Raw genomic sequence first — 24,840 nt, 5'->3', positions numbered from 1 at the left:
GTAGTGGCGAGGCGGGCGCTAGGCCGACGCCCATTTGCCTTCGTAGACAGGCCGCCCTTCGTCGAACTGCAAGGTGGCGCGGATCGAGCGCAGTGCGGTGACGGGCGCCAGTGTGCAGTCGAGCTGGGCCAGCAGCGCCTTGCCGACCGCGTCCAGCAATGCTGGCGGCCGGCCGGGGGCAATGCGCAGCAGCAGGTAGACAAAGGCGCGGTCCGCGGCGCCGTCGGCCACCGCGGCATAGGGCGCCGGGTAGGCCAGCACGCGCGTGCCGGTCAGCGGGAAGACGGAGTTGCCCGTGTCGTCCTGGAACTGCGTCAGGGTACGGCATAGCACGTTGCACAGCGCCTGCATGTCGACGTGGCCGTCGAGGTTGCCGGTGTATTCAATTCTCAGGTGGGGCATGTCGCGGGTTTTCTGGTCAGGTATGCCATCGTAATCGGTTCTCCGCCGGGGTACATCAGCCCGGCGATATACCGTAGAAAACGCTTACTTTAACCCGAACGGCGCAATGCGGCAGGCGCCGCCGCGCTCAGTTGCGATTCGCGGTGGAACCGCGCAGGATCAGTTGCGGCTCGATCAGCGTGAATGGTTCCGTGGGCCGGCCGGCAATCGTGTCGAGCAGCTTCTCCATTGCCGCCACGCCCATCCGCTCGCTGTGCAGGTCGACCGTCGTCAGCGGCGGCGAAGTATAGTTGCCGTACACGATGTTGTCGACGCCGGCCACCGAGATGTCGGCAGGAATCCGGAAGCCCAGCGACTGCGCAGCCTTCATGAAGCCGAGCGCCATCAGGTCGTTGTAGCACACCAGCGCATCCGGATGCCCGGCACCCAGCATCATCTCGGAACACAGGCGCTCGCCTTCCTGCGCCGACGGGGCCGCGGCGTCGTACACCGTTAGTTCCAGCCCATGCGCGGCCAGGCATTCCTTCACGCCCCCCATGCGCTCCTCGTCGCGCCGCGACTTGGAAAACCCCATGTAGGCAAAGCGCTTGTGGCCCAGCGTAACGAGGTGGCGCGTCATCATGTAGGCGCCGCGGTGATCGTCGCTGGCCACCGTGGGCAGCGTCATGCGCGGCAGGCGGCCGAAGAACACGAGCGGCTTGTCGAGGCCGGCGAGCCATTCCAGCTCTGAATCCGGCATGCGCGAAAAGATGATCAGGCCATCCACGCGGCGTGACAGCGCCTCGAGCAGCGCCTGCTCCCGGCCGGGGTTTTCTTCCGTATCGACCAGCAGCACCGTGTAGCCATGCGCCTGCGCCACCCGGTTCGCGCCCTTGACGATGCTGGTGAAATGGGGATTGGTCACGTCCAGCACGGACAGCCCGACGGTTTTTGTCTTCCCCGTGATCATCGATTGCGCCAAGGGGTTCGAACGGTAGCCCATCTGGCCGATCACTTCGGCGATGCGCGCTTCCACGGCCGGCGAGAAACGCTGCGTGCCATTGATGAACTTGGAGATGGTGGCGGTCGAGACGCCAGCGGCGGCCGCCACGTCGCGGATGGTCGGGATGTTTTTCTTCATGATCGGATCGGCCAGGGGTGCCGGCGATCTTAACCCGGCCGCCGACAGGAAGGCAATCGCCGGGGCTGGTTTTGTAAAACGTTTAACCGAATTTACATAGCAGGCAGTGTGCAGAGGAAAACCGGTATCTGACACCATTTTCTGGAAGATCACCCAGAAAATGATGTCAGACACCGCTGCTTCACGGACTGGTGGCTGGCATGCAGGTAGCGGGCGCGGCGCCGGGTGGCACCGCAGAGAAACGGAACGTCGTCACCGCCTTGAATTGCTGGCCCGGATACAGCGCCGTGGTCGGGAACGACGGCTGGTTCGGGCTGTCCGGCAGGTGCTGCGTCTCGAACGCGAAGCCATCGTGCTGCTGGTAGGGGCGGCCGCTGCTGCCGCGCTCCGTGCCATTGAAGCCATTGCCCGTGTAGAACTGCGCCGACGGTTCGCTGGTAAAGACTTCCATGCGCCGGCCGCTGGCCGTGTCGTCGATGACCGCCACGCGGGCAATCTGGCCGGCCGGCTGGCCGAACACGTAGCTGTGGTCGAAGCCACGGGGCGGTGCCAGCGTGCCGGCCGGCTTGGCCAGCAACGGCGTGATATCCGTGGGGCGGCGCAGGTCCAGCGGCGTGTCGGCCACCGGTGCCAGTTCGCCGGTGGGCAGGCGATTGTCGTCCGTGACCGCGTAGCGTTCGGCGGCGATGCAGAACCGGTGCGTCTGCAGCCCGCCGCTGCCGGCGCCGGCCAGGTTGAAGTAGCCGTGGTTGGTGAGATTGAGGACCGTGGGCTTGTCGGTGCGCGCCGCGTACTCGATCAAGAATTCGTCGCTCGCCCGCTGCAGCCGGTATGTGACGTCGATCGTCAGCGTGCCGGGAAAGCGCTGGTCGCCATCCGGACTGACCAGTGTGTAGACGGAACCGATCGATGCCTGGTCGGCGAAATCGCGGCGCTTCCACACCCGTTTTTCATAGCCGTCCGGGCCGCCGTGGATGGTCATGCCGCGTGCGTTCGGAATCAGTTCGACCGTCTTGCCGTCGAGCGTGTAGCGCGCGTTGGCGATACGGCCGGCATAGCGGCCGATGACGGCGGCATGCTTGGTTTTCGAGCGCTCGTAGGTGGCCAGGTCGGGCTGGTCGAGGATCACGTTGGCACGCCGGCCGGCGCGGTCCGCCACGGTGGCGCCGGTGATCGTCGCCCCATAGTCGATGTAGGACAGCGTCATGCCGCGCTCGTTCGTCAGCGTGACCTGTTCGATGGCCTGGCCGGAGGCCAGGGCGCCGAAGGGCCGCACGAGGATACCCTGGTGGGTCCCGGTGCGGCCCTCGGCGGCCGCGGCGCCGGTCAATACCAGCGCCAGCGCGGCCGTTGTGATGGATGAGCGAATCATGTTCCGATATTACAGGTCCGTGATTTCCTTGTGGTGCGGCACCAGGGCCTTCATCAGGAACCAGGCCAGCAGGTAAGCCACGGCGCACAGCGTGAACATGATCATGTAGCCGGTGGACAGGCTGCCCTGCGCACCGTAGTAGTCGAACAGCCAGCCGCCCAGCTTCGACACGGCCACGCCGCCCAGGCCGCCGGCCATGCCGCCGATGCCGACCACGGAAGCTACGGTGCGCTGCGGGAACATGTCGGACACGGTGGTGAACAGGTTGGCCGACCATGCCTGGTGGGCCGAGGCGCCGATGCCGATCAGGATCACGGGCACCCAGAAGCTGATCGAGCCCAGCGGCTGCGCGGCCAGCACCACGAGCGGGAACAGCGCAATCACCAGCATCGCCTTCATGCGGCCGTCATACGGCGAGTAACCGCGATTCATGAAGTAGGCCGGGAAGTAGCCGCCGCCGATACTGCCGAACATCGTCATGCTGTACAGCACGGCGAGGGGAATCACGATGTCCGCCGGGCCCATCTGGTATTCGGATGCCAGGTATTTTGGCAGCCAGAACAGGAAGAACCACCAGATGCCATCGGTCAGGAATTTGCCGCCGGCAAAGGCCCACGTCTGGCGGTAGGTCAGCAGTTTCGTCCATGGCACCTTCTTGGCGCCCACGGGCGCCGCCGCGGTGGCACCCGTGCCGGAATCGCTGCGCACATAGGCCAGTTCAGCCGCCGACAGTTTCTTCTCCGGCGAGTCGAACATCAGGTGCCAGAAGATCATCCAGATGAAACCGATCGCGCCGATCGCGATGAACGCGGCCTGCCAGCCCCAGTGGATGGCGATGACCGGCACGGTCAGCGGGGCCAGGATGGCGCCCACGTTGGCACCGGAGTTGAAGATGCCGGTGGCAAAGGCGCGCTCCTTCTTCGGGAAGAATTCCGCGGTGGCCTTGATCGCGGCCGGGAAGTTGCCGGCCTCGCCCACCGCCAGCACGGCACGCGAAATGATGAAACCGACGATGGAAGCTGGTGCCGCTACCATACCCAGTGCGCCCATTGCGCTGCCGACCGCATTGCCCATCGGTACCGAGTAGGCATGCAGGATGGCGCCGCCGGACCAGATGGCAATCGCCCACAGGTAGGCTTTCTTGGTGCCGAGCTTGTCGACGATCGGGCCGGCGAACACCATCGACAGCGCATACACGAACTGGAACGCGGCGGTGATGTTGGCGTAGTCCGAGTTGGACCAGTTGAATTCCTTCGAGAGCTGCGGCGCCAGCAAGGACAGCACCTGGCGGTCGAGATAGTTGACGGTCGTGGCAAAGAACAGCAGCGCGCAGATGGTCCACCGGTACTTACCGGCGGGTGCTACGGCGCGCTGGCCAGCGCCTTGCTGGCTTACGGGCTCGTTCAGCTTCATAGGGATCACTTGTATAGGTTATCGTTTGATCTCTCTCGGTCTCCAGCGAGATCAGCAGCAGCACCAGGCCGGGGGCCTTAGTTGTATGTCATCGTACAACCTAACAGGGCGTTAAGCAAGCAAAAAACCCGGCCTTTCGATCATTGGCCTGACCAGATCCCGGGCTCGAAAACCCGCCGGCCAGGTGCCCGGTTCATGCCACGATCTGCAGCAATTCGATCGATTGCAACGCTTCACGTAACGCGGTCCCGACCAGGAATCCTTGCCGGAAATAAGGGCAAGCCGCCCTTCCCGGTCCCAGCCGCCGACCACTGACCCGAAAAGCAATCGCGGTGAATCGGCAGACTGCCGTACTACCGGCGGCTGCCAAGCCTTTTGGCGAACCGGTAACAATAAGTTATCCATACCGATAAAAGCCAGGCAAGCGTGTCGCGGGACCGCAACGCCAGGCCGGCTTGTGTCCCGGTGAAAAGGTACGTCCATCACGCAAGTCCTTAATTTCCAAGGAGAAATGTGCTACCGTAAAGCAACTATTTGTTTTCCCGCCGCCATGAACCTGTCTGCACTGATCACCCTGTTTTCGCCACCGGACGACCCGTCGCTGCTGCAATACGGGATCTATGACCTCCGGCTGGTGGCGCTGTCCGCGCTGATTGCGATCTTTGCATCGGGCATGGGCCTGTACATCGCCGGCCAGCAGAGCGCCGCGCAGACCCGTGGCTTGCGCGCGGCCGCACTGCTGTCCGGCAGCCTGGCGCTGGGCGCGGGCATCTGGGCCATGCATTTCATCGGCATGCTGGCGTTCGACGTCTGCATCGGCACACAATACGAACCGGTGCTCACCGCCCTGTCGCTGCTGCCGGGCATTGCCGCGTCGGCCGTGGCGCTGTCGATCACGCGGCGCGAGCGGCTTACGCGTGGCACGTTGCTGCTGGGTGGCGTGCTGGTGGGCGCCGGCATCGGCGCCATGCACTACAGCGGCATGGCCGCCATGCAGACGGCGCTGGAACTGCGTTACGATCCGCTGATGTTCGCACTGTCGATCGTGGTGGCCGTGGTGCTGTCCACGGTCGCACTGGGCGTGCGCTTCGGCCTGCGTGAACGCGCACGGCACTTGTCGGGGCGCCAGCGCCTCGGCATCAGCGCCATCGTGATGGGCTGCGCGATCACCGGCATGCACTACACCGGCATGGCGGCGGCGCGTTTCGTCGGCATGCCGCCCGACATCGCCTTGCCGGATGACACGGACGAAATGGCGCTCTCCGTTTCCGCGATCACGATCTTGTTCACGCTGGCGGTCATGGCCGTGCAGGGCCTGCTGCGCTACCGCGAGATATACCGCAGCCTGCTGCAGAGCGAAAGGTCGATGCATGCGCTGACGACGACGACCGTCGACGGTGTCGTCACGATCGACGAGCAGGGCATCATCCGGGACTTCAATGCGTCGGCCGAGCGCATCTTCGGCTGGCGGCACGACGAGATCGTCGGCCAGCCCGCCAAGCTGCTGATGGCCGACCCGGAAGCGTCGGAACGGCATGGCCTGTTGCGCTGCATCCGCACCGGCGACATGCACCTGGCACGCGCCGGCGAGGAAGTGATGGGCCGCCGCAAGGACGGTTCCGAGGTACCGATCCGCAAGGCGCTCGGCCATGCAAAGCTCATCGACAGCAATGTATACGTGCTGTTCATCACCGACATCAGCGAGCGGCGCAAGATCACCACGGCCCTGCGCGACAGTGAACTGCAATTCCGCTCGCTGATCGGCAGCATTCCCGGCATTGCATTCCGCTGCCGCGCCGAAAACGACTATCCGCTCGAATTCATCAGCGATGGCGTCGAATGGGTCACCGGCCACCCGGTATCGGACTTCGTCGGCACCGCCAGTTTCCGCAGCCTGAACGACTTGATACTGCCGGTCGACATGCCGCGCGTGATGGCCGTCTGCAAGCTGTGCGCCGAGAACGGCCTGCCGTACACGGTCGAGTATCGCATCCGCCATGCGGACGGCAGCTCGCGCTGGGTCTGGGAACACGGCACGATGGTCCGGGGCGACGACGGCAAGCCGCGCTGGTTCGACGGCGTGATCCTCGACACCACCGAGCGGCGCCAGATGGAAGAAGACCTGCGCGATGCCAAGGAAAAGGCGGAACAGGCATCGGCGGCGCGTGCCAGTTTCGTGGCCAACATGAGCCACGAAATCCGCACGCCGATGAATTCGATCCTCGGCTTCACCGACGTGCTGCTCGATACCGAACTGAAGCCCGACCAGCGCGCCCACCTGGACACGGTGCGCCATGCCGGCCGGTCCCTGCTGCGCCTGCTGAACGAGATCCTCGATACCGCCAAGCTGGAAAAAGGCGCGGTGGAGCTGGAGCTGGACGACTACAGCCTGCTGGCGCTGATCGACGAGCTGTCGTCGACGTATAACACGACGGCGCGTGCCAAGGGGCTGGCGCTGAACATCGCGTTCGCGCCGGACCTCTCGCCCTGGCTGCACGGCGATGAACTGCGCATGCGCCAGGTACTGACCAACCTCGTGGACAACGCGATCAAGTTCACGGCCGTCGGCAGCGTCACGCTGTCCGTTTCCCGGGTGGGTGAGGAACTGGCGATCGCCGTGCGCGATACCGGTATCGGCATTGCGCCGGACCGGCTGGCCGCGATCTTCGATCCATTCACGCAGGCCGACGCGTCGATGACGCGGCGCTTCGGCGGCACGGGCCTGGGCACCACGATCAGCAAGCAGCTGGTGGAACTGATGGGCGGCCGCATCTGGGCCGAAAGCACGCCGGGCGAAGGCACCACCTTCCACGTGGTGCTGCCGCTGGTGCCGGCCCTCGCGCCGGAGCAGGCGCTCATGCCGCGCCAGCGCCAGGGCGCGGCCTACGAACTGCCGCCGCTGCGCGTGCTGGCCGCGGACGACGTGGCGCAGAATCTTGAGCTGCTGGGGCTGTTGATGGGCAAGCGCGGCCACACGCTGACACCGGCCCACGACGGTGCCCGCGCGGCCGAACTCGCGGCGCAGCACGACTTCGACGTGATCCTGATGGACGTGCAGATGCCGATCGTCGACGGCCTGTCGGCCACCCGGATGATCCGCGAGGAAGCCGCCCGCAATGGCCGCCCGCGCGTGCCGGTGCTGGCGATGACGGCCAGCGTGCTGGAAGCGCACCGCAAGGCCAGCACCGCGGCAGGCATGGACGGCTTTGCGTCCAAGCCGGTGGACTGGTATGCGCTGTCGCATGAAATCGCCCGCGTGCTCGGCTTGCATGCGGTCTGCGCGGTCGCTCCCGCCGGCCAGCCGGGCAAGGCGCAGGTGCTGAACCGCGCCGCCGGCGCACTGCGCTGGGGCGGCGGCACGGAACACCAGCAGGCGCTGTGCCGCTTCGATGCGGACCATGGAGCCAGCGCGCGCCAACTGGCGGCGCTGCATGAAACCGGTGACGGCGTCGGGCTGCAGGCCCAGGCGCACCGGGTGCGCGGGGTGGCCGCCAACCTGGGCTTCGAACAGCTGGCCGAAACGCTGGCGGGGATCGAGAAGGCGGCCACGAACGACCGTAACGCATTACCCGCGCTGCTGGCACGCCATGCCGGCGAGCTCGATGCGGCGCTGGCGGCGGTGCGCGCGCAGCCGTGCCTGGAACCGGTGGCGGAACCCGGCGGCGCCGGGCAGCCCGTGCCGGCGGCGCTGCTCGACACCGCCGCCGTGCGCGCGGCTGCCGAGGCGCTGCAGCACTCCCTGGCCCGGGGCGCGCTCGACGATGCCGCCCTGGCCAGCCTGTCGCAGGCGCTGCACGGCCACGTGCCGCCGGCCACGCTGGCGCCATTGCAGATGGCGATCGACGACTTCGACTTTACATTGGCCGAGACCAGGCTGGCGACGATGCTGCAGACGGTCCTTGGCACCGAGATGGAACCCTCCCCATGAAACAGAATTCCCCCCTGCCGCTGGTGCTCGTCGTGGATGACGAGGCCAGCAACCTGCAGCTGCTGCGCCAGATCCTGCAGGACCACTACCGGCTGCTGTTCGCAAAGGATGGCGCACGGGCGCTGGACCTGGCGCGCCAGGAGCACCCTTCGCTGATCCTGCTCGACGTCATGATGCCCGGCATGACGGGCCACGAGGTATGCCGCACGCTGAAGGCCGATCCCGCCACGGCGTCGATCCCGGTGATCTTCGTGACCGCGCTGACCGATCCGGAAGACGAGGTGCGCGGCTTCGATGCCGGCGCCGTGGACTACATCACGAAGCCGGTCAGCGCGCCGATCGTGCGCGCCCGCGTGCGCACCCACCTGTCGCTGGTGCGGATGGACGAGCTGAAGGACAGCCGGCTGGAAATCGTGCAGCGCCTGGGCCTGGCGTCGGAATACAAGGACAACGAAACCGGCATGCACGTGATCCGCATGAGCCATTACGCACGCCTGCTGGGCGTGGCCGCGGGCATGAACGAGGCCGAGGCGGACGACCTGCTGCATGCGGCGCCGATGCACGACGTGGGCAAGATCGGCATTCCCGACCGTATCCTGCAGAAACCCGGCCCGCTGGACCCGGACGAGTGGGCCGTCATGAAAACCCATGCCACGATCGGCGCCGACATCATCGGCGAACACGCGCACGGCATGCTGAAGCTGGCGCGCAACATCGCGCTGACGCACCACGAGAAATGGGACGGCAGCGGCTATCCGAACGGCCTGGCCGGCGAGGCGATCCCGCTCGAAGGCCGCATTTGCGCGATCGCCGACGTGTTCGACGCGCTGACATCGGAACGCCCGTACAAGAAGGCGTGGCCGGTGCAGGAAGCGGTGGACTTGCTGCAGAAGCAGCGCGGCGTGCAATTCGATCCGCAACTGGTGGACCTGTTCGTGGGCCTGTTGCCGGCGATTTGCGCCATCAAGGAAAAATGGGCGGAAACCCCGCTGGCAACCGCGGCCTGATCCCCCCCCTCATCGCCCGCCACCTTCGGGTCAGGCGCCCCACGGCAGGTACGCAATGCCGGCGCCGATCGCTTCGGCCACCTGGCCCACGTTTTCGGGGCTTTCACTGAACCGGGCCAGGATGCCGGCGCGGGTGGCCAGCGTATCGTTGCCGTTACCGTTGCCGATGAGCGCGGACAGCCAGAAATCGTAGCCGGTGCTGTCCGGCGCGCGATGCAGCACGTTGTCGTACAGCTGGGTGATGTATGCGCCGGCTGCCAGATCCGCGCCGTACAGGTCGCGGAACTCGGTGCTCAGGATGAAGTTCGTCGCCAGCTCGTCCAATGTCGCGCCATGGTCCATCCGGTCGATCCAGTAACCGAGGCCGGCGTGATCCGGCGCGCGGTCGAAGGCAGCCTGGTAGATGCGGTACGCCATGCCGGCAGTGCCCGCGGTGTCGAAGGCCCGGGCGCTGTCGTCGAACTGGATGCGTTCGATACCGGCCAGGAGGTCGCGGCCTTCCGCGCCGGCCTTGTCGATAACCGTGGTGACGCCACTGTGCTGCCGCACGTCGAACCCGGCGGCGGCGCCCGCATACAGCGCCGTGTCCAGGCCCGTTCCGCCGTCCAGGGTATCGTTGCCCGCGCCACCTTCCAGCAGGTCGTTGCCCGTGCCGCCACGCAGCTCGTTGGCCTGGTAGTCGCCGTACAGCAGATCGTCCCCCGCGGTGCCGGCAAGGCGTGGCGCCTTGTCGTCCAGGTCGGCATAGGGCAGGCCGTCCGGCGGCAGCTGGACGTCGAACCCGAGATCCTGCAGGACCGCCAGTTCGATCCGCCCGATATCCCAGCGGTTCTGGTCGTAATTGCCCCAATCGCTGTTCACCCCGCTGACGCCGTAGTGCGGCGTGCGCGAGCTGATGATGTGGCCGCTGGCATCGAACGGGAGCGGTCCGCCCAGCAGCGCGACGGTGGCCTCGCCGCTGAACCAGTAGGCGCCATCGAGGAACGTGACCTTGCTGCCGAGCGTGCCGGTGGCAAAGTCCGCCTGGTCGAATGCCAGCGTATGCAGCATTTCATGCAGGGCGATGGACACGAGGTCGTGTCCTCCCGCCGGTACGGACGGCCCGGCGTGGAAGGCCGGGTCGGGATCGAGCCAGACCGGCGTGCCGTAACTGCGCATCGTGCCGTCCTTGCCGAGATAGATCGTGAAACCGGCATCGGGAGCAGTGCCGTTCGGGTCGGCGCCACCGGCCATCTCGACCAGGTTGCTCTTGAATAACTTGCCATCGCGCGCATACCACCCCATTTCCGTGGCAGCAAAGATACCGTCGATATCCCATCCCAATTCACTCTTCAGATCGGCATAAGTCTTGATGTTGACTTGCACGTCGAGTGTGCCCTGCCAGTCGAGGAACCGGTCGAGGTAGCCAAGGACGAATGCAACGTCGGTATCGATGAGGGAAACGGTGGCCGCATCCAGCAGCTTGCGTGGATCGGCGATGGTGAGAGTCCAGGAACTCATGCTGCTCCAATGGTTGGAAAGCCGCACCCCGAACGGGGCGCTGGCAAATCCTTTCATTGTAGTCACCCGATATAATTCTCACAACAAACTTGCTGTTTGCTATCGAATGCCTGGGCATGTCGAAACTGGTGGACTCTCACCGTCGCCCCGTTGTTGCGCTGCACGTTCGGGAATTTGCAGACCGTGACGACGGCAGGGAGTCCGGTATCCATCTTAGCGACGCATCAGGTCGGTGCCTTGATATAAGTCAAGACATGCAAGCTTACGCGGAACTCTTTGCAACTTCACAATACAACGCCGCGTAATCCGCCGCCATCTTTTCCGAGGTGAACAGGGCACGGTAACGCTCGCCGGCCCGCTGCCCCATTGCCTGGGCGAGGGCCGGGTCTTCCCACAGCGTGCGCATCGCGTTGCCGAATGCCGCCGGGTCGCTGGGCGGCACCACGATGCCCGTATCGCCATCGATATTGATGTAGCTGGTGCCGGTGCCGATCTCGCTCGAGATCATCGGCTTGCCATACATCGCCCCTTCCAGCAGCGAAATGCCGAATGCCTCGGAGCGCAGGTGGGACGGGAATGCCATCGCATAGCACAGCGTCAGCAGCGCCACCTTGTCGTGTTCGTCGACGGCGCCGACGAAGCGGACATGCTTCAACCCCAGACGGCGGGCATGCTCCTTCAGCTCGTTCTCGATCGGCCCGGCGCCAACGATCACCACCGGGTATTCGCAACGTGCCAGCGCATCGAGCAGGATGTGCAAGCCCTTGTAGTAGCGCAGCACGCCGACGAACAGGAAGAAGCGCTCGCCCGCCTCGGCGCGCCAGTGCGCCAGCCGCTCCGGCGTCGGCTGCGGATACGTGTTCCGGTCCAGCCCGAACGGGATCGCGCGCACCTTCTCGCCGTAGCGCCGCAGCACGTCGGACGATGCAAAGTAGTTCGGCGACGTGGCAACGATGCCGTCCACGTTGGCGAGGAAACGATGCATCAGCGGCGAATACAGCTTGAGCAGCGCCTTCTGCCGCACGATGTCCGAGTGATAGGTGACGACCGATGGTTTCTTCACGCGGGCGAGAAAATGCGCCAGGTCGCCGAACGGCCAGGGGAAGTGGTAATGCACCACGTCCGCCGAGCGGGCCAGCCGCGCCAGCGCGCGGATCGACGCGAACGACATCGCGTTCGATGCGATCTCGATATCCAGCGGCACGCGGTGCACCACGTGGCCGTCGATCTCCATGCGCGCCGGGCCGCCATTGCGGGTCAGCGTCAACACTTCGTTGGTGATGCCCAGGCGTGCGGTGCCCATGCAGATCTGGCGGATCGCCTGTTCCACGCCGCCCCATGAGTCGGGGTAATACGTCTTGTAGAAATGAAGGACGCGCATTCTGTTCAGTTTTTCAGCACGGCTTCATAGACAGCCGCGGTCTTGCGCGCGGTATCGCGCCATGTCAGTCCCGCCGCGCGCGCCTTGCCGGCGGCGATGCAGCGATCGCGCAGCGCCTCGTCGCGCGCCAGTTCCAGCATGGCCGCGCCGATGGCGGCGCTCGACATCGGGTCGACTTCGATCGCCGCGCCGCCCGATACTTCCGGCACCGAGGTGGCGTTCGACGCCACCACCGGCACGCCGGAGGCAAAGGCCTCCACCACCGGGATGCCGAAGCCTTCATACAGCGTGGGGAACACGAACACGCCGGCGCCCGCGTACACGTGGCGCAGCGCCTCGCTGCTGGTCAGGCGGCTGAGCCACACCACGTTCTCGCCGTTCTGCTGCGCGGCCTTGATGCGCGCCACGAGTTCTTCGCTGCGCGCACCGGCCGCGCCCACGATCACGAGCTGGCGCTGCGCGCGCACGCTGGCCGGCAGGCCGAGATAGGCCTGCAGCAGCGCGCCGATGTTCTTGCGCGGCTGCAGCGTGCCGACGGTAAGGAAATAACCAGGCCGCAGGCCGTGCTGCGCCAGCGTGGCGCCGACCTGCGCGGCGTCGGGCGCATCGAGCCATTCCTCGTCCACGCCGCACGGCACCACGCTGATGCGGCGCTCGTCGACACCGAAGCACTGCACCAGTTCGGCGATGGTGAAGCGGGTATGGGCGATCACGTGATCGGCCTTGCGCGCGGCCCGGGCCTGCAGCCAGTTCTTCAGCCCGCGCAGCCTGGGGTTGCACCACTCGGGATGGGCGATGGGCAGCGCGTCGTGCAGCGTGGCCACGATGGGCCGGTCCATCCTGACGATGCGGTAATCGGTGGCGTGGAACAGGTCCACGTCCAGGTGTTCCCGGGCACCGGGCAACGCGCCGGGCAACACGAGGTCGCGCATCGTCGCCAGCGGGAACGAACGCGGCATCGGGCGGCCAACGGTGAGTTGCGCGGCGGGGCCGAACGAGCGGGCGTCGACGGTAACGCCCTCCCGCGGCAGTTCGCGCAGCAGCGCGCGGCTGTACACGCCGATCCCGTCGAGATGGCCGCCGGTGAGGCCGGGTTCAGTCGTGGTGGCGGAGACGCCGACTTTCAGTGTCACGCCTCGTACATCCAGCGCAAGGTCTGCTCCAGCGGCGGCGGGGCCAGCGTGCCGACGGCGGCTTGCAGGCGCGTGTTGTCGCCGGTCAGGCGCACCACTTCGTTGGCGCGCACGAAGGCGGGGTTGACATGCACATCGATCCGGTAGCCCGCGATCGTGCCCATCATGTCGAGCGCCTCGCCCAGTGAATAGGCCTTGCCGGAGCAGACGTTGAACGTCTTGCCGATGGCGGCGGGGCCGGCAGCGACCAGGTGGCGGTAGCTGGCGGCCACCACGCGCACGTCGGAAAAATCACGCCACACGTGCAGGTTGCCCAGTTCGATGCGCGCCTCGCGCCGCCTGAAGTGCGCCACGATCTTCGGCAGCAGGAAGTTCTCGGCCTGGCCCACGCCGGTGTAGTTGAACGGCCGCACGATGATCAGGGGCAGCCGGTCCGTCCACAGCCGCGCCATGTATTCCATGGCCAGCTTGCTGACGGCGTAGTCGTTGGCGGGAGCGGCCGGCACGTCTTCGCCGATCGTGCCGGCATCGGTGTTGCCATAGATGTTGGCGGACGATGCGAGGAGCACGGCCGACGGTTTCTTCGGCGATGTCGCCAGGGCTTCGAGCAGGTTGCGGGTGCCGGTCACGTTGACGCGATAGATCTGTTCGACGTCGCTGTGGGCAACGAACGCGATCGCCGCCAGGTGGATCACCACGTCCGGTTGCAGTGCATGCACCGCGGCGGTCAGCGCGGCGCGATCGGTCAGGTCGACCGCCACCGTTTCGGGGCCGCAATCGCTCCCCGGGGTGGCCAGGCCGGATACTTCGTAGCCGGCGGCGCGCAGCTCCTGCGCAACGTAGCGCCCCGTGAAACCGGCGATGCCGGTTACCAGCGCGCGCTTGCCGGCGCCTTCGCGTGCCGGCGACAACAGCTGCAAGGCCGCGGCCATGTCAGAAGGAGAAGCCGGCGGTGTTGCGGCGCAGGTCGGCCTCGACCATCATCTGGCACAGCTCTTCCAGCGTGGTCTTCGGCTCCCAGCCCAGCTGCGTTCTTGCCTTGGTGGCGTCGCCGATCAGCAGGTCCACTTCGGCCGGCCGGTAGAATTTCGGGCTGATGCGCACCAGCGTCTTGCCGGTCTGCGCGTCGTGACCCGTTTCGGTTTCGCCGCTGCCCTGCCATTCGATCGCGATATCGACGGCCTTGAACGCCATCGTCACGAAATCGCGCACGGTCTCGGTGCGGTTCGTCGCCAGCACGTAGGTATCCGGCTGGTCGGCCTGCAGGATGCGCCACATGCCTTCCACGTATTCCTTGGCGAAGCCCCAGTCGCGCTTGGCGTCCAGGTTGCCCAGCTCGAGCACTTCCAGCTTGCCCAGCTTGATCTTGGCGACCGAGTCGGTGATCTTGCGTGTCACGAATTCGCGGCCGCGCAGCGGCGACTCGTGGTTGAACAGGATGCCGGACGAACCAAAGATGCCATACGACTCGCGGTAGTTCACGGTCATCCAGTGCGCATACAGCTTGGCCACGCCATACGGGCTGCGCGGATAGAACGGTGTGTCTTCCTTTTGCGGGATTGCCTGCACCTTGCCGAACATTTCCGACGTGGACGCCTGGTAGAAGCGGATCTTCGGGTCGACGATGCGGATCGCCTCGAGCAGGTTGACGGCGCCGATGCCGGTGATCTCGGCCGTCGTCACCGGCTGTTCGAACGACACGCCCACGAAGCTTTGCGCCGCCAGGTTGTAGATCTCGTGGAACTGGCCCTTCTGCAGCAGGCGGATCGACGACGACAGGTCGGTCAGGTCGTGTTCGACCAGGTTCAGGTTCGGGTGATCCTGGATGCCCAGTTCCTCGATGCGCCAGAAATTGACGGAACTGGTGCGACGGAACGTGCCGGTGACTTCGTAACCCTTCTCGAGCAGCAACTGCGCCAGATAGGCGCCATCCTGACCGGAAATGCCCGTGACCAGGGCGCGTTTCGTGTTTTGCATAGTGATCGGGTCTCTAGAAGGGTTGACGAAAAAGCCCGATATTGTAACAGAGGCATGACATTGAGCCGCCTCCAGGGTGAGCAGGACTTACATCAATTACATCTTGTTACAGCGAAACTTTTGGAGATGCAGTGTTGCTTGAAAAATGGGGACGGACCCTATTTTCCAGGCAACTTTCAGCCAAGACCGATACCGCGCGCCATCGCCGCAGCGGCGACCGGGATCAGCGTGAAGACGTGGATTTCGGCCAGTTTGCGCCGGCGCACACCTTTCAATTCCTCGGCGGATGGCGTAAACCCCGCATCGGTCTTCAGCGATTTTTGCCAGGCGACGATCTGCATCGTCGGCTTGATCGACAGGATGCCGACGATGCCGAACGCACCGACCTTGGCCCAGAAGACAGGATTGTCCAGGTAAAAGTCCGCGCCCTTCGCCCCATGGAATACGCGGCCGAAGCCGACGACCAGGATCGCCAGCGCCAGCACACCGTAGAACGCATCGAACCTTCCCAGCAATTTCACCGTGTGCGGCGACATCGACGTGGGCCGCAGCAGCGCCAGTTCCGCCGCCAGCACGGCGGCAATGCCGAACACGATCAGGTGGTGGACGATGGCAAGGATGAGGTCGGTCATGGTCTGGAATATTCCACGAAAACCGGTGTCTGTCACCGGTTTTCAGGAAATATCGGACGAAAAAAAGCCGCCTTGCGGCGGCTTTCATGGAGCGGTGCGGCGATCAGTTGTTGCGCTGGGCGACCACGTCGACGACGCACAGCGCCGTCATGTTGACGATGCGGCGCACGGTGGCCGATGGGGTGAGGATGTGCACCGGCGCGGCGCAGCCCAGCAGGATCGGGCCGATCGCGATGCCGTTGCCGGCGGCCGTTTTCACCAGGTTGTAGGCGATGTTGGCGGATTCGATGTTCGGCGCCACCAGCAGGTTCGCATCGCGCTGCAGGGTGGAATCCGGCATCAGCTTCTTGCGCAGCTTCGAATCGAGCGCGGTGTCGCCGTGCATTTCGCCATCGACTTCCAGGTCCGGCGCGCGCTCGCGGATCAGCGCCAGCGCGGCGCGCATCTTCTGCGCGGATTCGTTGTTGGACGAGCCGAAGTTCGAATGCGACAGCAGCGCGGCCGACGGCTGCAGGCCGAAGCGGCGCATCTCTTCGGCGGCCATGATCGTGATCTCGGCCAGCTGCTCGGCGGTCGGGTTTTCGTTGACGTGGGTATCCACCATCACCAGTTGCCGCTCCGGCAGCACCAGCACGTTCATCGCCGCGTACACATTGGCGCCCGGGCGCTTGCCCAGCACCTGGTCGATGTAGTGCAGGTGCAGCTGGGTCGTGCCGAAGGTGCCGCAGATCATGCCGTCCGCATCGCCCTTCTTGATCATCATCGCGCCGATCAGGCTGTGGCGGCGACGCATTTCCAGCTTGGCGTATTCCTCGGTCACGCCCTTGCGCTTGGCAAGGTTGTAGTACGACGTCCAGTAATCGCGGTAGCGGTCGTCGTAATCCGGGTTGATCACGTCGAAGTCCACGCCCTGCTTCAGGCGCAGGCCGAACTTCTGGATGCGCGATTCCAGCACGGCCGGGCGGCCGACCAGGATCGGACGCGCCAGGCGTTCGTCGACCACCACCTGCACGGCACGCAGCACGCGTTCTTCTTCGCCCTCGGCGTAGACGATGCGCTTGGTGTCCGGGCTCGTGATCTTGGCCTGCGCGAACAGCGGCTTCATGAACGTGCCGCTGCGGTAGACGAACTGCTGCAAGCTGTCGGCATACGCTTCCAGGTCCTTGATCGGACGCGTGGCGACACCGGAGTCCTCGGCCGCCTTGGCCACGGCAGGCGCGATCTTGATCAGCAGGCGCGGATCGAACGGCATCGGGATCAGGTACTCGGGCCCGAACGAGAGGTTCGTGAAACCGTAGGTGGTGGCCACCACGTCGGACTGCTCGGCATGCGCCAGGTCGGCGATCGCGTGCACGACGGCGATTTCCATCTCACGCGTGATCGTGCTGGCGCCGCAATCGAGCGCGCCGCGGAAGATGTACGGGAAGCACAGCACGTTGTTGACCTGGTTCGGGTAATCCGAACGGCCGGTACAGATGACGGCGTCGTCGCGCACGGCCTTCACGTCTTCCGGCAGGATTTCCGGGTTCGGGTTGGCCAGCGCCAGGATGATCGGGCGCGCCGCCATCTGCTGCACCATGTGCTGTTTGAGCACGCCGCCGGCGGACAGGCCCAGGAAGATGTCCGCGCCGGCGATCACTTCACCCAGCGTGCGCGCCGTGGTGTCGCGGGCGAAGCGCTCCTTGTCCGGATCCATCAGTTCGGTGCGGCCCTGGTAGACCACGCCGGCCAGGTCGGTGACGAAGATGTTTTCGATCGGGAAGCCGAGGTCGACGATCAGGTCCAGGCAGGCCAGCGCGGCCGCGCCGGCGCCGGAAACGACCAGCTTGCATTCCTTGATGTTCTTGCCGACCAGCGAAATACCGTTCAGGATTGCGGCGCCCACGATGATCGCGGTGCCGTGCTGATCGTCGTGGAAGACAGGGATCTTCATGCGCTTGCGCAGCTCGCGCTCGATGTAGAAGCACTCGGGCGCCTTGATGTCTTCCAGGTTCACGCCGCCGAACGTGGGTTCCAGCGCCGCAATGATGTCGATCAGCTTGTCCGGATCCTGTTCGTTGATTTCGATGTCGAACACATCGATGCCGGCGAACTTCTTGAACAGCACGCCCTTGCCTTCCATCACAGGCTTCGATGCCAGGGCGCCGATATTGCCCAGGCCCAGCACGGCGGTGCCGTTCGAGATCACGGCCACCAGGTTGCCGCGCGCCGTATATTTATAGGCGGCCGACGGGTCGACGACGATTTCCTCGCAGGGCGCGGCCACGCCCGGCGAATACGCCAGGGCCAGGTCGCGCTGGTTCGTCAGTGTCTTGGTCGGGGTTACGCTGATCTTGCCCGGCCGCGGAAACTCGTGATACTCGAGCGCCGCCAGACGCAGTTGTTGCCGCAATTCCTCTTTCTTGTCAGATGACGAATCCATGCCTGCTGCCTTCCTGTGCTGTCTGAAATCCTTTGATTCTAGCAGACCGCATTCCAGGCCAAAGTAGGTATTTTTACCAACGCTTCCGTCAAGACCGAATTTTGTATGGCGCCTATATGCGAAATAACCTTTCCTATTGGTATGCCCGTGCTAACGACGCCGTGGCAGCTTCGGATTTACACGAAGTACGCTCAGTAAATACCTGTAGTTCAGACGGTACTCCCTGCCGATCTTTGCCGGCGAGTCGCAAACTATCAACTCGTAATTAACAATTATTTAACAAAAATCTTTACTTAAGGAAAATGTTCTTCTAGACTGGCGGCATTTCAATACCTGGAAAGGGTCAGGCATGCGGGCCATCTTCTGGCGTACGTGCTCCCGCGTGACGGGCGTGGTATTTCCGGTCACCACGGTAGCCCTGTTTTTCACCCCGCACAAAGCGGAATGGGAATTGGCCCTGTCGGCCACCGCCGTCACCGCGGGCTGCGCGTGGATTTATGCGCGCGATCGGCCGCGCCGCATCATGGCGCGGGCCATGCGCCGCCGCTGAGGCGTTGGTGCGTTGAGCTGCCTGGCCGCCCGGCGGCCCGGCGATGGCCTTACAATGAAGGCATGCTCTCCGAATTCGACCTGATCAAACAGTATTTCGTTCGCCCGGCACATGCCTCGAAGGCACAACTGGGCATTGGCGACGATTGCGCCCTGCTGGGCGTTGCGCCCGGCCGGTCGCTGGCGATTTCTTCCGACATGCTGGTCGAAGGCCGCCATTTCTTTGCCGGCGAAGACCCGCGCCGCCTCGGCCATAAAAGCCTGGCCGTGAACCTGTCCGACCTGGCGGCGATGGGTGCGCGCCCGGCCGGCTTCACACTGGCGCTGGCACTGCCCGCCGCCGACCGCGACTGGCTGGCCGGCTTTTCCACCGGACTGTTCGCGCTGGCCGATGCGCATGACTGCGAACTGATCGGCGGCGACACGACGAAGGGGCCCCTCAACATCTGCATCACCGTGTTCGGCGAAGTGGTATCGGGCCAGGCACTGCGGCGCGACGCGGCACAGCCGGGCGACGATATCTGGATTTCCGGCACGCTGGGCGATGCGCGGCTGGCGCTGGCCGGCATCCGCGGCGAAGTCGTCGTGGCGGGCGATGCGCAGCGACAGGCCGAACAGCGCCTGCACCTGCCCACGCCGCGCGTTGCCCTGGGCCTGCTGCTGGCCGAACGCGGACTGGCACGCGCCGCGATCGACATTTCCGACGGCCTGGTGGGCGATCTCGAACACATTCTCGAGCGCTCCCGCGTCGGCGCCACGCTCGACGTGGACGCGCTGCCCGCCGGCCCCGTGCTGGCCGGGTACGACCCCGAATTGCGCCGCGCGTTCACGGCGGCCGGCGGCGACGACTACGAGCTGTGCTTCACCGCGGCGCCCGCGCAGCGTGCGGCGATCCTGGCCGCGGGCGACGCCTGCGGCACCCCGGTCACGCGCGTGGGCCGCATCGATGCGGCACCGGGCCTGCAATTGACGGATGGGCAGGGTTCGCCGCTGGAGTTGCGGCTGGCCGGCTTCGACCACTTCGGCAACGGAACGCCCTGATCGTCGCGCCGGGTCAGCGCCCCGGCAGCGCCGTATGGTCCTCGCCCGGCTGGCCGGCCTGCTTGCCGCTGCCGTGCATCAGCCAGTAGTGGTGGAATGCCAGTCGGATATTGTCGCGCAGTTGCACGTCGTCCCACGGCTTTGTGTAGAAGCGGTAGATCGCACCGCGGTTGATCGAATCGAGCATCGCCTCCAGCCCCGTGTAGCCGGACAGGATGATGCGGATCGTATCCGGGTACATGTCCTTCACCTTGCTGAGGAATTCCGTGCCGCTCATCACCGGCATGCGCTGGTCGCACACGATCACCTGCACGGGGTGCAGCGCCAGCAGGTCGAAGCCTTCGGTCGGCGACGATGCCGTGAGGATCCGGTAGCCGTCGCGCCGGAACAGCCGGTGCAGCGACGACAGCACGTTGACGTCGTCGTCCACGATCAGCAGCGTCTGTGGCGGTTCGGTCGCCAGGTTCGGGTCCGGCGGCAGCGCCTTGCCGCTGGCCGCCAGTTGCCCGAAGGCCTCCGCGTTCAACGGCCGGCTGAAGAAGAAGCCCTGCACTTCGTCGCAGCGGTTGCGGCGCAGGAATTCAAGCTGCGGCCGCGTTTCCACGCCCTCGGCCACCACGCGCAGTTTCAGGCTGTGCGCCATGCTGATGATGGCCAGCGCGATCGCCGCGTCGTTCGGGTTGGTGACGATGTTGCGCACGAAGGCGATGTCGATCTTGAGCTTGTCGATCGGGAAGCGCTGCAGGTAGGCCAGCGATGAATAGCCGGTGCCGAAATCGTCGATCGCCACCTTCACGCCCAGCAGCCGCAGCTTGGTCAGCACGTCGATCGTGCGCTCGGCATTCGACATCAGCGCCGTTTCCGTCAGTTCCAGCTCGAGCAGGTCGGGCGGCACGTTGTGGCGTTCGAGCGCCTGCTTCACTTCCGCTTCCAGGTCGCCCTCGATGAACTGGCGCGACGCGACGTTGACGGCCACGTGCACCGGCCCCACCGGCGAGGCCATCCACGCGGCGATCTGGCGGCATGCCGCATCGACGATCCAGTTGCCCGTGCGGACGATCAGCCCCGTATCTTCGAGCACGCCGACGAATTCGGCCGGGTACACGGTGCCATGCCCGGGGCGGTTCCAGCGCAGCAGCGCCTCGGCGCCGGACACCCGTCCCGTCAGCAGGTTCACTTTCGGCTGGTAATGCAGCTCCAGCTCATCCTGGTCGAGCGCGCGGCGCAGCGCCATTTCCAGGTCGAGCCGCGCCAGCACCTGCACGTTCATCCCCGCCGTGAAGAAGCGGTAGGCATCGCTGCCCGCTTCCTTGGCCTGGCTCATCGCCGTGTTGGCGTACTTGACGAGGGTTTCGGGATCGGCCGCGTCGTCCGGGTAGACGGCGATACCGATCGACGCCGTCATCATGGCCTGCTGCCCGCCGAGCTCGAACGGCGTGCGCAGCGCTTCGCGCACTTCATTCGCCACCAGCACCGCATCCTGCTGGTCGCGCGTCATCGTCAGGATCAGCCCGAATTCGTCGCCGCCCAGCCGCCCCACCGTGTCGCGGATGCGGGCCGACTGCACGAGCCGGCCGGAGAATTCGCGCAGCAGCTCGTCGCCCATCGCGGCGCCCAGCGAATCGTTGATGTTCTTGAAGCGGTCCAGGCCGATGAACAGCACGACGATGCGCCACTCCTTGTCGCGCGCCAGGTCGATCGCATCGCCCAGCGTGCGGTAGAACAGCGTGCGGTTGGGCAGGCCGGTGAGGCTGTCGTATGACGCCATGTGCCGCAGCCGCTCCTCGGCCTGGCGGCGCTCGGAAATGTCGCGCGCCACGCAGATCAGCGTGCGCTGCGCATCGGCGGATTGCGCGGGCGGCTGCGCGCCCTCCTGCGGCAGCTGCGTGCCATGCTGCAGCTGCCAGTAGACTTCCACGGGCACGGTGGCATGGTCGTGCCGCAGCAATTCGGTTTCGGCCAGCACGGGCGCGCGCGCATCCGCGTCCGCGGCATGGGCCGCCTCGGCGTGGTGCCGCAGCGATTCCTGGCTGCCCAGGCCGATGCGCGCCGGCTCCTGCGTCAGCAACTGCATGCGCGAGTAGCCCAGCATGCGGGCCGCGCCGTCGTTGACGTCGACGAAGCGCATCGTTTGCGGGTCGATCAGGAAGATCGCATCGGCCGTCGCATCCATTGCCGTGCGGAAGCGCTGCAGGTCGGCGGTGCGCTCGCGCACCGTGCGTTCCAGGACGATATTGTGGAACTTCGCTTCGCGCTGCATCAGCCGCACCTCGATCAGGTTGCGGATCCGGGTCAGCACCTCGACCGGATCGAATGGCTTGCTCACGAAATCGCGCGCACCGGCGTCCAGCGCCGCCTGTTTCTTGTCCGGCTCGGCGGTGACCACCAGCACCGGCAGGTACCCGTCCGGCTCGAGGGGGCGCAGGGCCTGCATCACTGCGAAGCCATCCATGCCGGGCATCTGCAGGTCGAGGATGATGATGTCGTAGTTGTATTGCTCATGCCAGGCCGCCACCACGCGCGGGTCGGTGGTGGAACTCACATGCGTGTAGCCTGTCGATTGCAACAGGTATTCCAGCAATTGCACGTTGACGGGCTGGTCGTCGACGATCAGGATGCTCGCGCCCTGGATATCGGCCCGGCTGATCATGACTCCTCCTTCTTCTCCGCAAGCAGCTGGGCCTGCCGCTTGCCGGTGGTATCGCCATGGTCGCTTTCCCCGCCCGCGCCGTCACGGTCATCGCTGCCGGGGTTGCCAGGACTGCCGATCATGTCGATTGTACTGTTGATCGCTTCCGTGAACTCGTCGATATTGATCGGCTTGATCAGGTAACGGAAGAATCCTGCCGCAATTCCCCGTTCCACGTCGCGCGGCATTGCGTTGGCCGTCAGCGCGATGGCCGGGATGCCGGCGGTGCGCGGCTCGGCGCGCAACTGGCGCAGCACATCGAAGCCGCTCATGCCCGGCAGGTTAATGTCGAGCAGGACCACGTCCGGCAGGTGGGCCCGCGCCAGTTCCAGCCCCAGCTGGCCATCCGGTGCCGACAGCAGGCGCAGCTCGGGCCGGAAGCGGATGATTTCCTGCACCAGCTTCAGGTTGGCCGGGTTGTCTTCCACGTACAGCAGCGTGATGCTGTCGCGCGCGGGCGCCGACACGCCTGGCGCCGGGGGCGTCATGGCCTGCACCGGCGGCACCGGCACCGGTTCGGTTGTCTTCAGCTCGATCCAGAACATGCTGCCCACGCCGGGGCTGCTGGTCACGCCGATCGTGCCACCCATCAGTTCGACGAGGCGCTTGGTGACGACGAGGCCGATGCCGGTGCCCTCTTCCACGCCCGCCTCCTGGCCCAGCCGGTTGAACGGCTGGAACAGCATGCGCACCTGCTCGGGCCGCAGGCCCATGCCGGTATCCTGTACCGACACGCGCATCAATCCGGCGCCGGACGGTGTGCAATCGATCACCACCGCACCGCCCTCGCGGTTGTACTTGATCGCGTTCGACAGCAGGTTCAGCAACACCTGCTTGAGCCGCGTGCGATCGGCCGTCACGTTCGTCGTGCAACGCTCCGGGAACAGCAGCCGGATGCCGCGCGCGGTGGCCAGCGGCGCCATCATCGCCTCGCATTCCTGCAGCATGTCCGGCAGCGCCACCGGTTCCATCGACAGCGCCACCGCGCCGGATTCGATCTTGGCCAGGTCGAGGATCTCGTTGATCAGCGTGAGCAGGTGCCGGCCCGATTTCAGGATGTGCTGGGCGAATTCCTTCTTTTGCGCCAGCGTCGACGGCAGCTTGTCGGACGTGAGGATCTGCGCGAAGCCCAGGATCGCATTGAGCGGCGTGCGCAATTCGTGGCTCATCGACGACAGGAACGCCGACTTGGCCTGGTTGGCGCTCTTCGCCTCTTCCATCGCCATCGCCAGTTCGCGGTTCGCCATTTCCAGCTGCAGCGTGCGTTCGTGCACGCGCTGTTCCAGTTCCTGGTTCAGCCGCATCACTTCCTGCTGCGCCTCGCGCCGACGCTCCGATTCGCGGGCGATTTCGCGGTTCGACGTTTCCAGCTCGCGCTTGCGGATCTCGATATCGGCCAGCATCTTGTTGAACGAGCCGGCCAGCTCGGCCACTTCGTCCTCGCCCAGCCGCTCGGCGCGGCGCGACACGTCGCCGGTGGCGATCACATCGCGCGCCACGTGCGCGATGGACAGGATCGGCCGCGTGATCACGTCGTTCAGCCGCCGGGTGACGAGCCACGCGCACAGCAGCGCCAGCAGCGCGGCCACGATGCCGATCACGACATAGTCCAGGAAGCGGGCCAGCACTTCATAGTCGGCGCGCAGGTAGACGGTACCCAGCACCTCGTTATTGTCGACGATGGGCCTGAACAGGTACAGCTTGCCATCCTCGATGTGGAAACCTTGCGGCCCCGGCGCGGGCGGCACACCGCCCTGTTCGCCCTGTTCGCCCTGTGCCGCATACCGGGCCACCAGCCGGCCGCGCGCATTGTAGATGGCGCCGGCCTCCACCTTCGGCCGCAGCCGCAGCAGCGCCAGGTTTTCATGGGCCAGCCGGTCGTCGTCGAACGACAGCGCCGGCGCGCTCATGTGGCCGACCAGCTCGGCCTGGGTGGTCATGTCGTCGGTGATCGTCTGTTCATAGATGTGCAGGTCGTAGACGACGATGGTGCCGATCGAGACCAGCACGGCCGGCAGCATCACGAGCGCGATCACGCCGAGCAGCTTGTGACGCAGCGAGCGCAGCCTGATCATGGCGCCGCTCCGGCACCTGCGAACGCACGCGCCGGCACCCTGGCACGGGCAGGAGCCGGCCATTGCCTTGGGGTGAGCTTTGCAGATTCCACGTTGCCGGGCTCGCGTTGACTGAATGACTTATTCTATCGTTCAGTGCAAGTGCGCGCCGCAATATTGCGGCGCGCGCGCGGACCCGACAATTTTTTCCCGCGTGCGT

17 protein-coding genes are annotated in these 24,840 nt (G+C 65.5%); 4 read left to right on the top strand and 13 right to left on the bottom strand.

The window, feature by feature from the left end; genetic code table 11:
* Positions 1-18: 18 nt before the first annotated feature.
* The 4 genes from EWM63_RS16090 to EWM63_RS16075 all read right to left on the bottom strand — a co-directional run bounded on the left by EWM63_RS16090 (position 19) and on the right by EWM63_RS16075 (position 4,307).
* Positions 19-402 carry a 5-carboxymethyl-2-hydroxymuconate isomerase gene (locus EWM63_RS16090; protein ID WP_130187445.1) on the bottom strand — a complete coding sequence of 128 codons (384 nt, stop codon included), beginning with the start codon at positions 400-402 and terminating at the stop codon, positions 19-21.
* A 127-nt stretch (positions 403-529) separates the two neighbouring features.
* Complete coding sequence (locus tag EWM63_RS16085) at positions 530-1,522, bottom strand: LacI family DNA-binding transcriptional regulator (RefSeq protein WP_130187444.1); 993 nt, start codon at positions 1,520-1,522, stop codon at positions 530-532.
* A 181-nt stretch (positions 1,523-1,703) separates the two neighbouring features.
* Entirely contained in the window at positions 1,704-2,894 is a 1,191-nt protein-coding gene (locus EWM63_RS16080; RefSeq protein ID WP_130187443.1) for an aldose epimerase family protein, read from the bottom strand.
* Between the two features lie 9 nt (positions 2,895-2,903).
* Entirely contained in the window at positions 2,904-4,307 is a 1,404-nt protein-coding gene (locus tag EWM63_RS16075; RefSeq protein ID WP_130187442.1) for an MFS transporter, read from the bottom strand.
* Positions 4,308-4,857: 550 nt separating this feature from the next.
* Between EWM63_RS16075 and EWM63_RS16070 the strand changes: the two genes are divergently transcribed.
* Positions 4,858-8,235, top strand: a complete 3,378-nt coding sequence (locus EWM63_RS16070) for an MHYT domain-containing protein (RefSeq protein ID WP_130187441.1) — start codon at positions 4,858-4,860, stop codon at positions 8,233-8,235.
* A complete protein-coding gene (locus EWM63_RS16065) occupies positions 8,232-9,242 on the top strand; it encodes a response regulator (RefSeq protein WP_130187440.1) in 1,011 nt (336 codons plus the stop codon). Before EWM63_RS16070 ends, EWM63_RS16065 begins: the two co-directional genes overlap by 4 nt.
* A gap of 30 nt (positions 9,243-9,272) precedes the next feature.
* On the opposite strand, the gene EWM63_RS32935 is transcribed toward EWM63_RS16065, so the two are convergent.
* From EWM63_RS32935 to EWM63_RS16030, 7 genes are all read right to left on the bottom strand, one after another.
* Positions 9,273-10,742 (bottom strand): DUF4214 domain-containing protein, encoded by a 1,470-nt coding sequence (locus tag EWM63_RS32935; protein WP_130187439.1) that lies wholly within the window; start codon positions 10,740-10,742, stop codon positions 9,273-9,275.
* Between the two features lie 262 nt (positions 10,743-11,004).
* Positions 11,005-12,123 carry a glycosyltransferase family 4 protein gene (locus tag EWM63_RS16055; protein WP_130187438.1) on the bottom strand — a complete coding sequence of 373 codons (1,119 nt, stop codon included), beginning with the start codon at positions 12,121-12,123 and terminating at the stop codon, positions 11,005-11,007.
* A gap of 5 nt (positions 12,124-12,128) precedes the next feature.
* Positions 12,129-13,256 carry a glycosyltransferase family 4 protein gene (locus tag EWM63_RS16050; protein WP_229487304.1) on the bottom strand — a complete coding sequence of 376 codons (1,128 nt, stop codon included), beginning with the start codon at positions 13,254-13,256 and terminating at the stop codon, positions 12,129-12,131.
* Complete coding sequence (locus EWM63_RS16045; RefSeq protein WP_130187436.1) at positions 13,253-14,188, bottom strand: NAD-dependent epimerase/dehydratase family protein; 936 nt, start codon at positions 14,186-14,188, stop codon at positions 13,253-13,255. Before EWM63_RS16045 ends, EWM63_RS16050 begins: the two co-directional genes overlap by 4 nt.
* Position 14,189: 1 nt before the next feature.
* The gene (gene gmd / locus EWM63_RS16040; RefSeq protein WP_130187435.1) at positions 14,190-15,233 is read right to left on the bottom strand and encodes a GDP-mannose 4,6-dehydratase; all 1,044 of its coding nucleotides are present in this window, start codon (positions 15,231-15,233) and stop codon (positions 14,190-14,192) included.
* Between the two features lie 176 nt (positions 15,234-15,409).
* The gene (locus EWM63_RS16035) at positions 15,410-15,865 is read right to left on the bottom strand and encodes a DUF2214 family protein (protein ID WP_130187434.1); all 456 of its coding nucleotides are present in this window, start codon (positions 15,863-15,865) and stop codon (positions 15,410-15,412) included.
* A 103-nt stretch (positions 15,866-15,968) separates the two neighbouring features.
* The gene (locus tag EWM63_RS16030; RefSeq protein ID WP_130187433.1) at positions 15,969-18,287 is read right to left on the bottom strand and encodes an NADP-dependent malic enzyme; all 2,319 of its coding nucleotides are present in this window, start codon (positions 18,285-18,287) and stop codon (positions 15,969-15,971) included.
* Between the two features lie 349 nt (positions 18,288-18,636).
* Here EWM63_RS16030 and EWM63_RS16025 point away from each other — a divergent pair, with 349 nt between their 5' ends.
* The gene (locus EWM63_RS16025) at positions 18,637-18,837 is read left to right on the top strand and encodes a hypothetical protein (RefSeq protein WP_130187432.1); all 201 of its coding nucleotides are present in this window, start codon (positions 18,637-18,639) and stop codon (positions 18,835-18,837) included.
* Between the two features lie 62 nt (positions 18,838-18,899).
* Positions 18,900-19,877 (top strand): thiamine-phosphate kinase, encoded by a 978-nt coding sequence (gene thiL / locus EWM63_RS16020; protein WP_130187431.1) that lies wholly within the window; start codon positions 18,900-18,902, stop codon positions 19,875-19,877.
* A 13-nt stretch (positions 19,878-19,890) separates the two neighbouring features.
* Here thiL and EWM63_RS16015 read toward each other — a convergent pair whose 3' ends face one another.
* Complete coding sequence (locus tag EWM63_RS16015; protein WP_130187430.1) at positions 19,891-22,527, bottom strand: EAL domain-containing protein; 2,637 nt, start codon at positions 22,525-22,527, stop codon at positions 19,891-19,893.
* Positions 22,524-24,641 carry a sensor histidine kinase, YfiR-like protein-associated gene (locus EWM63_RS16010; protein WP_130187429.1) on the bottom strand — a complete coding sequence of 706 codons (2,118 nt, stop codon included), beginning with the start codon at positions 24,639-24,641 and terminating at the stop codon, positions 22,524-22,526. The genes EWM63_RS16015 and EWM63_RS16010 overlap by 4 nt, the downstream gene beginning before the upstream one ends.
* Between the last annotated feature and the right edge of the window lie 199 nt (positions 24,642-24,840).

Source organism: Pseudoduganella lutea (assembly GCF_004209755.1).
Classification (GTDB): domain Bacteria; phylum Pseudomonadota; class Gammaproteobacteria; order Burkholderiales; family Burkholderiaceae_D; genus Rugamonas; species Rugamonas lutea.
The sequence above is the reverse complement of the archived record's forward strand: the minus strand, read 5'-3'. Positions and strand labels throughout refer to the sequence as shown.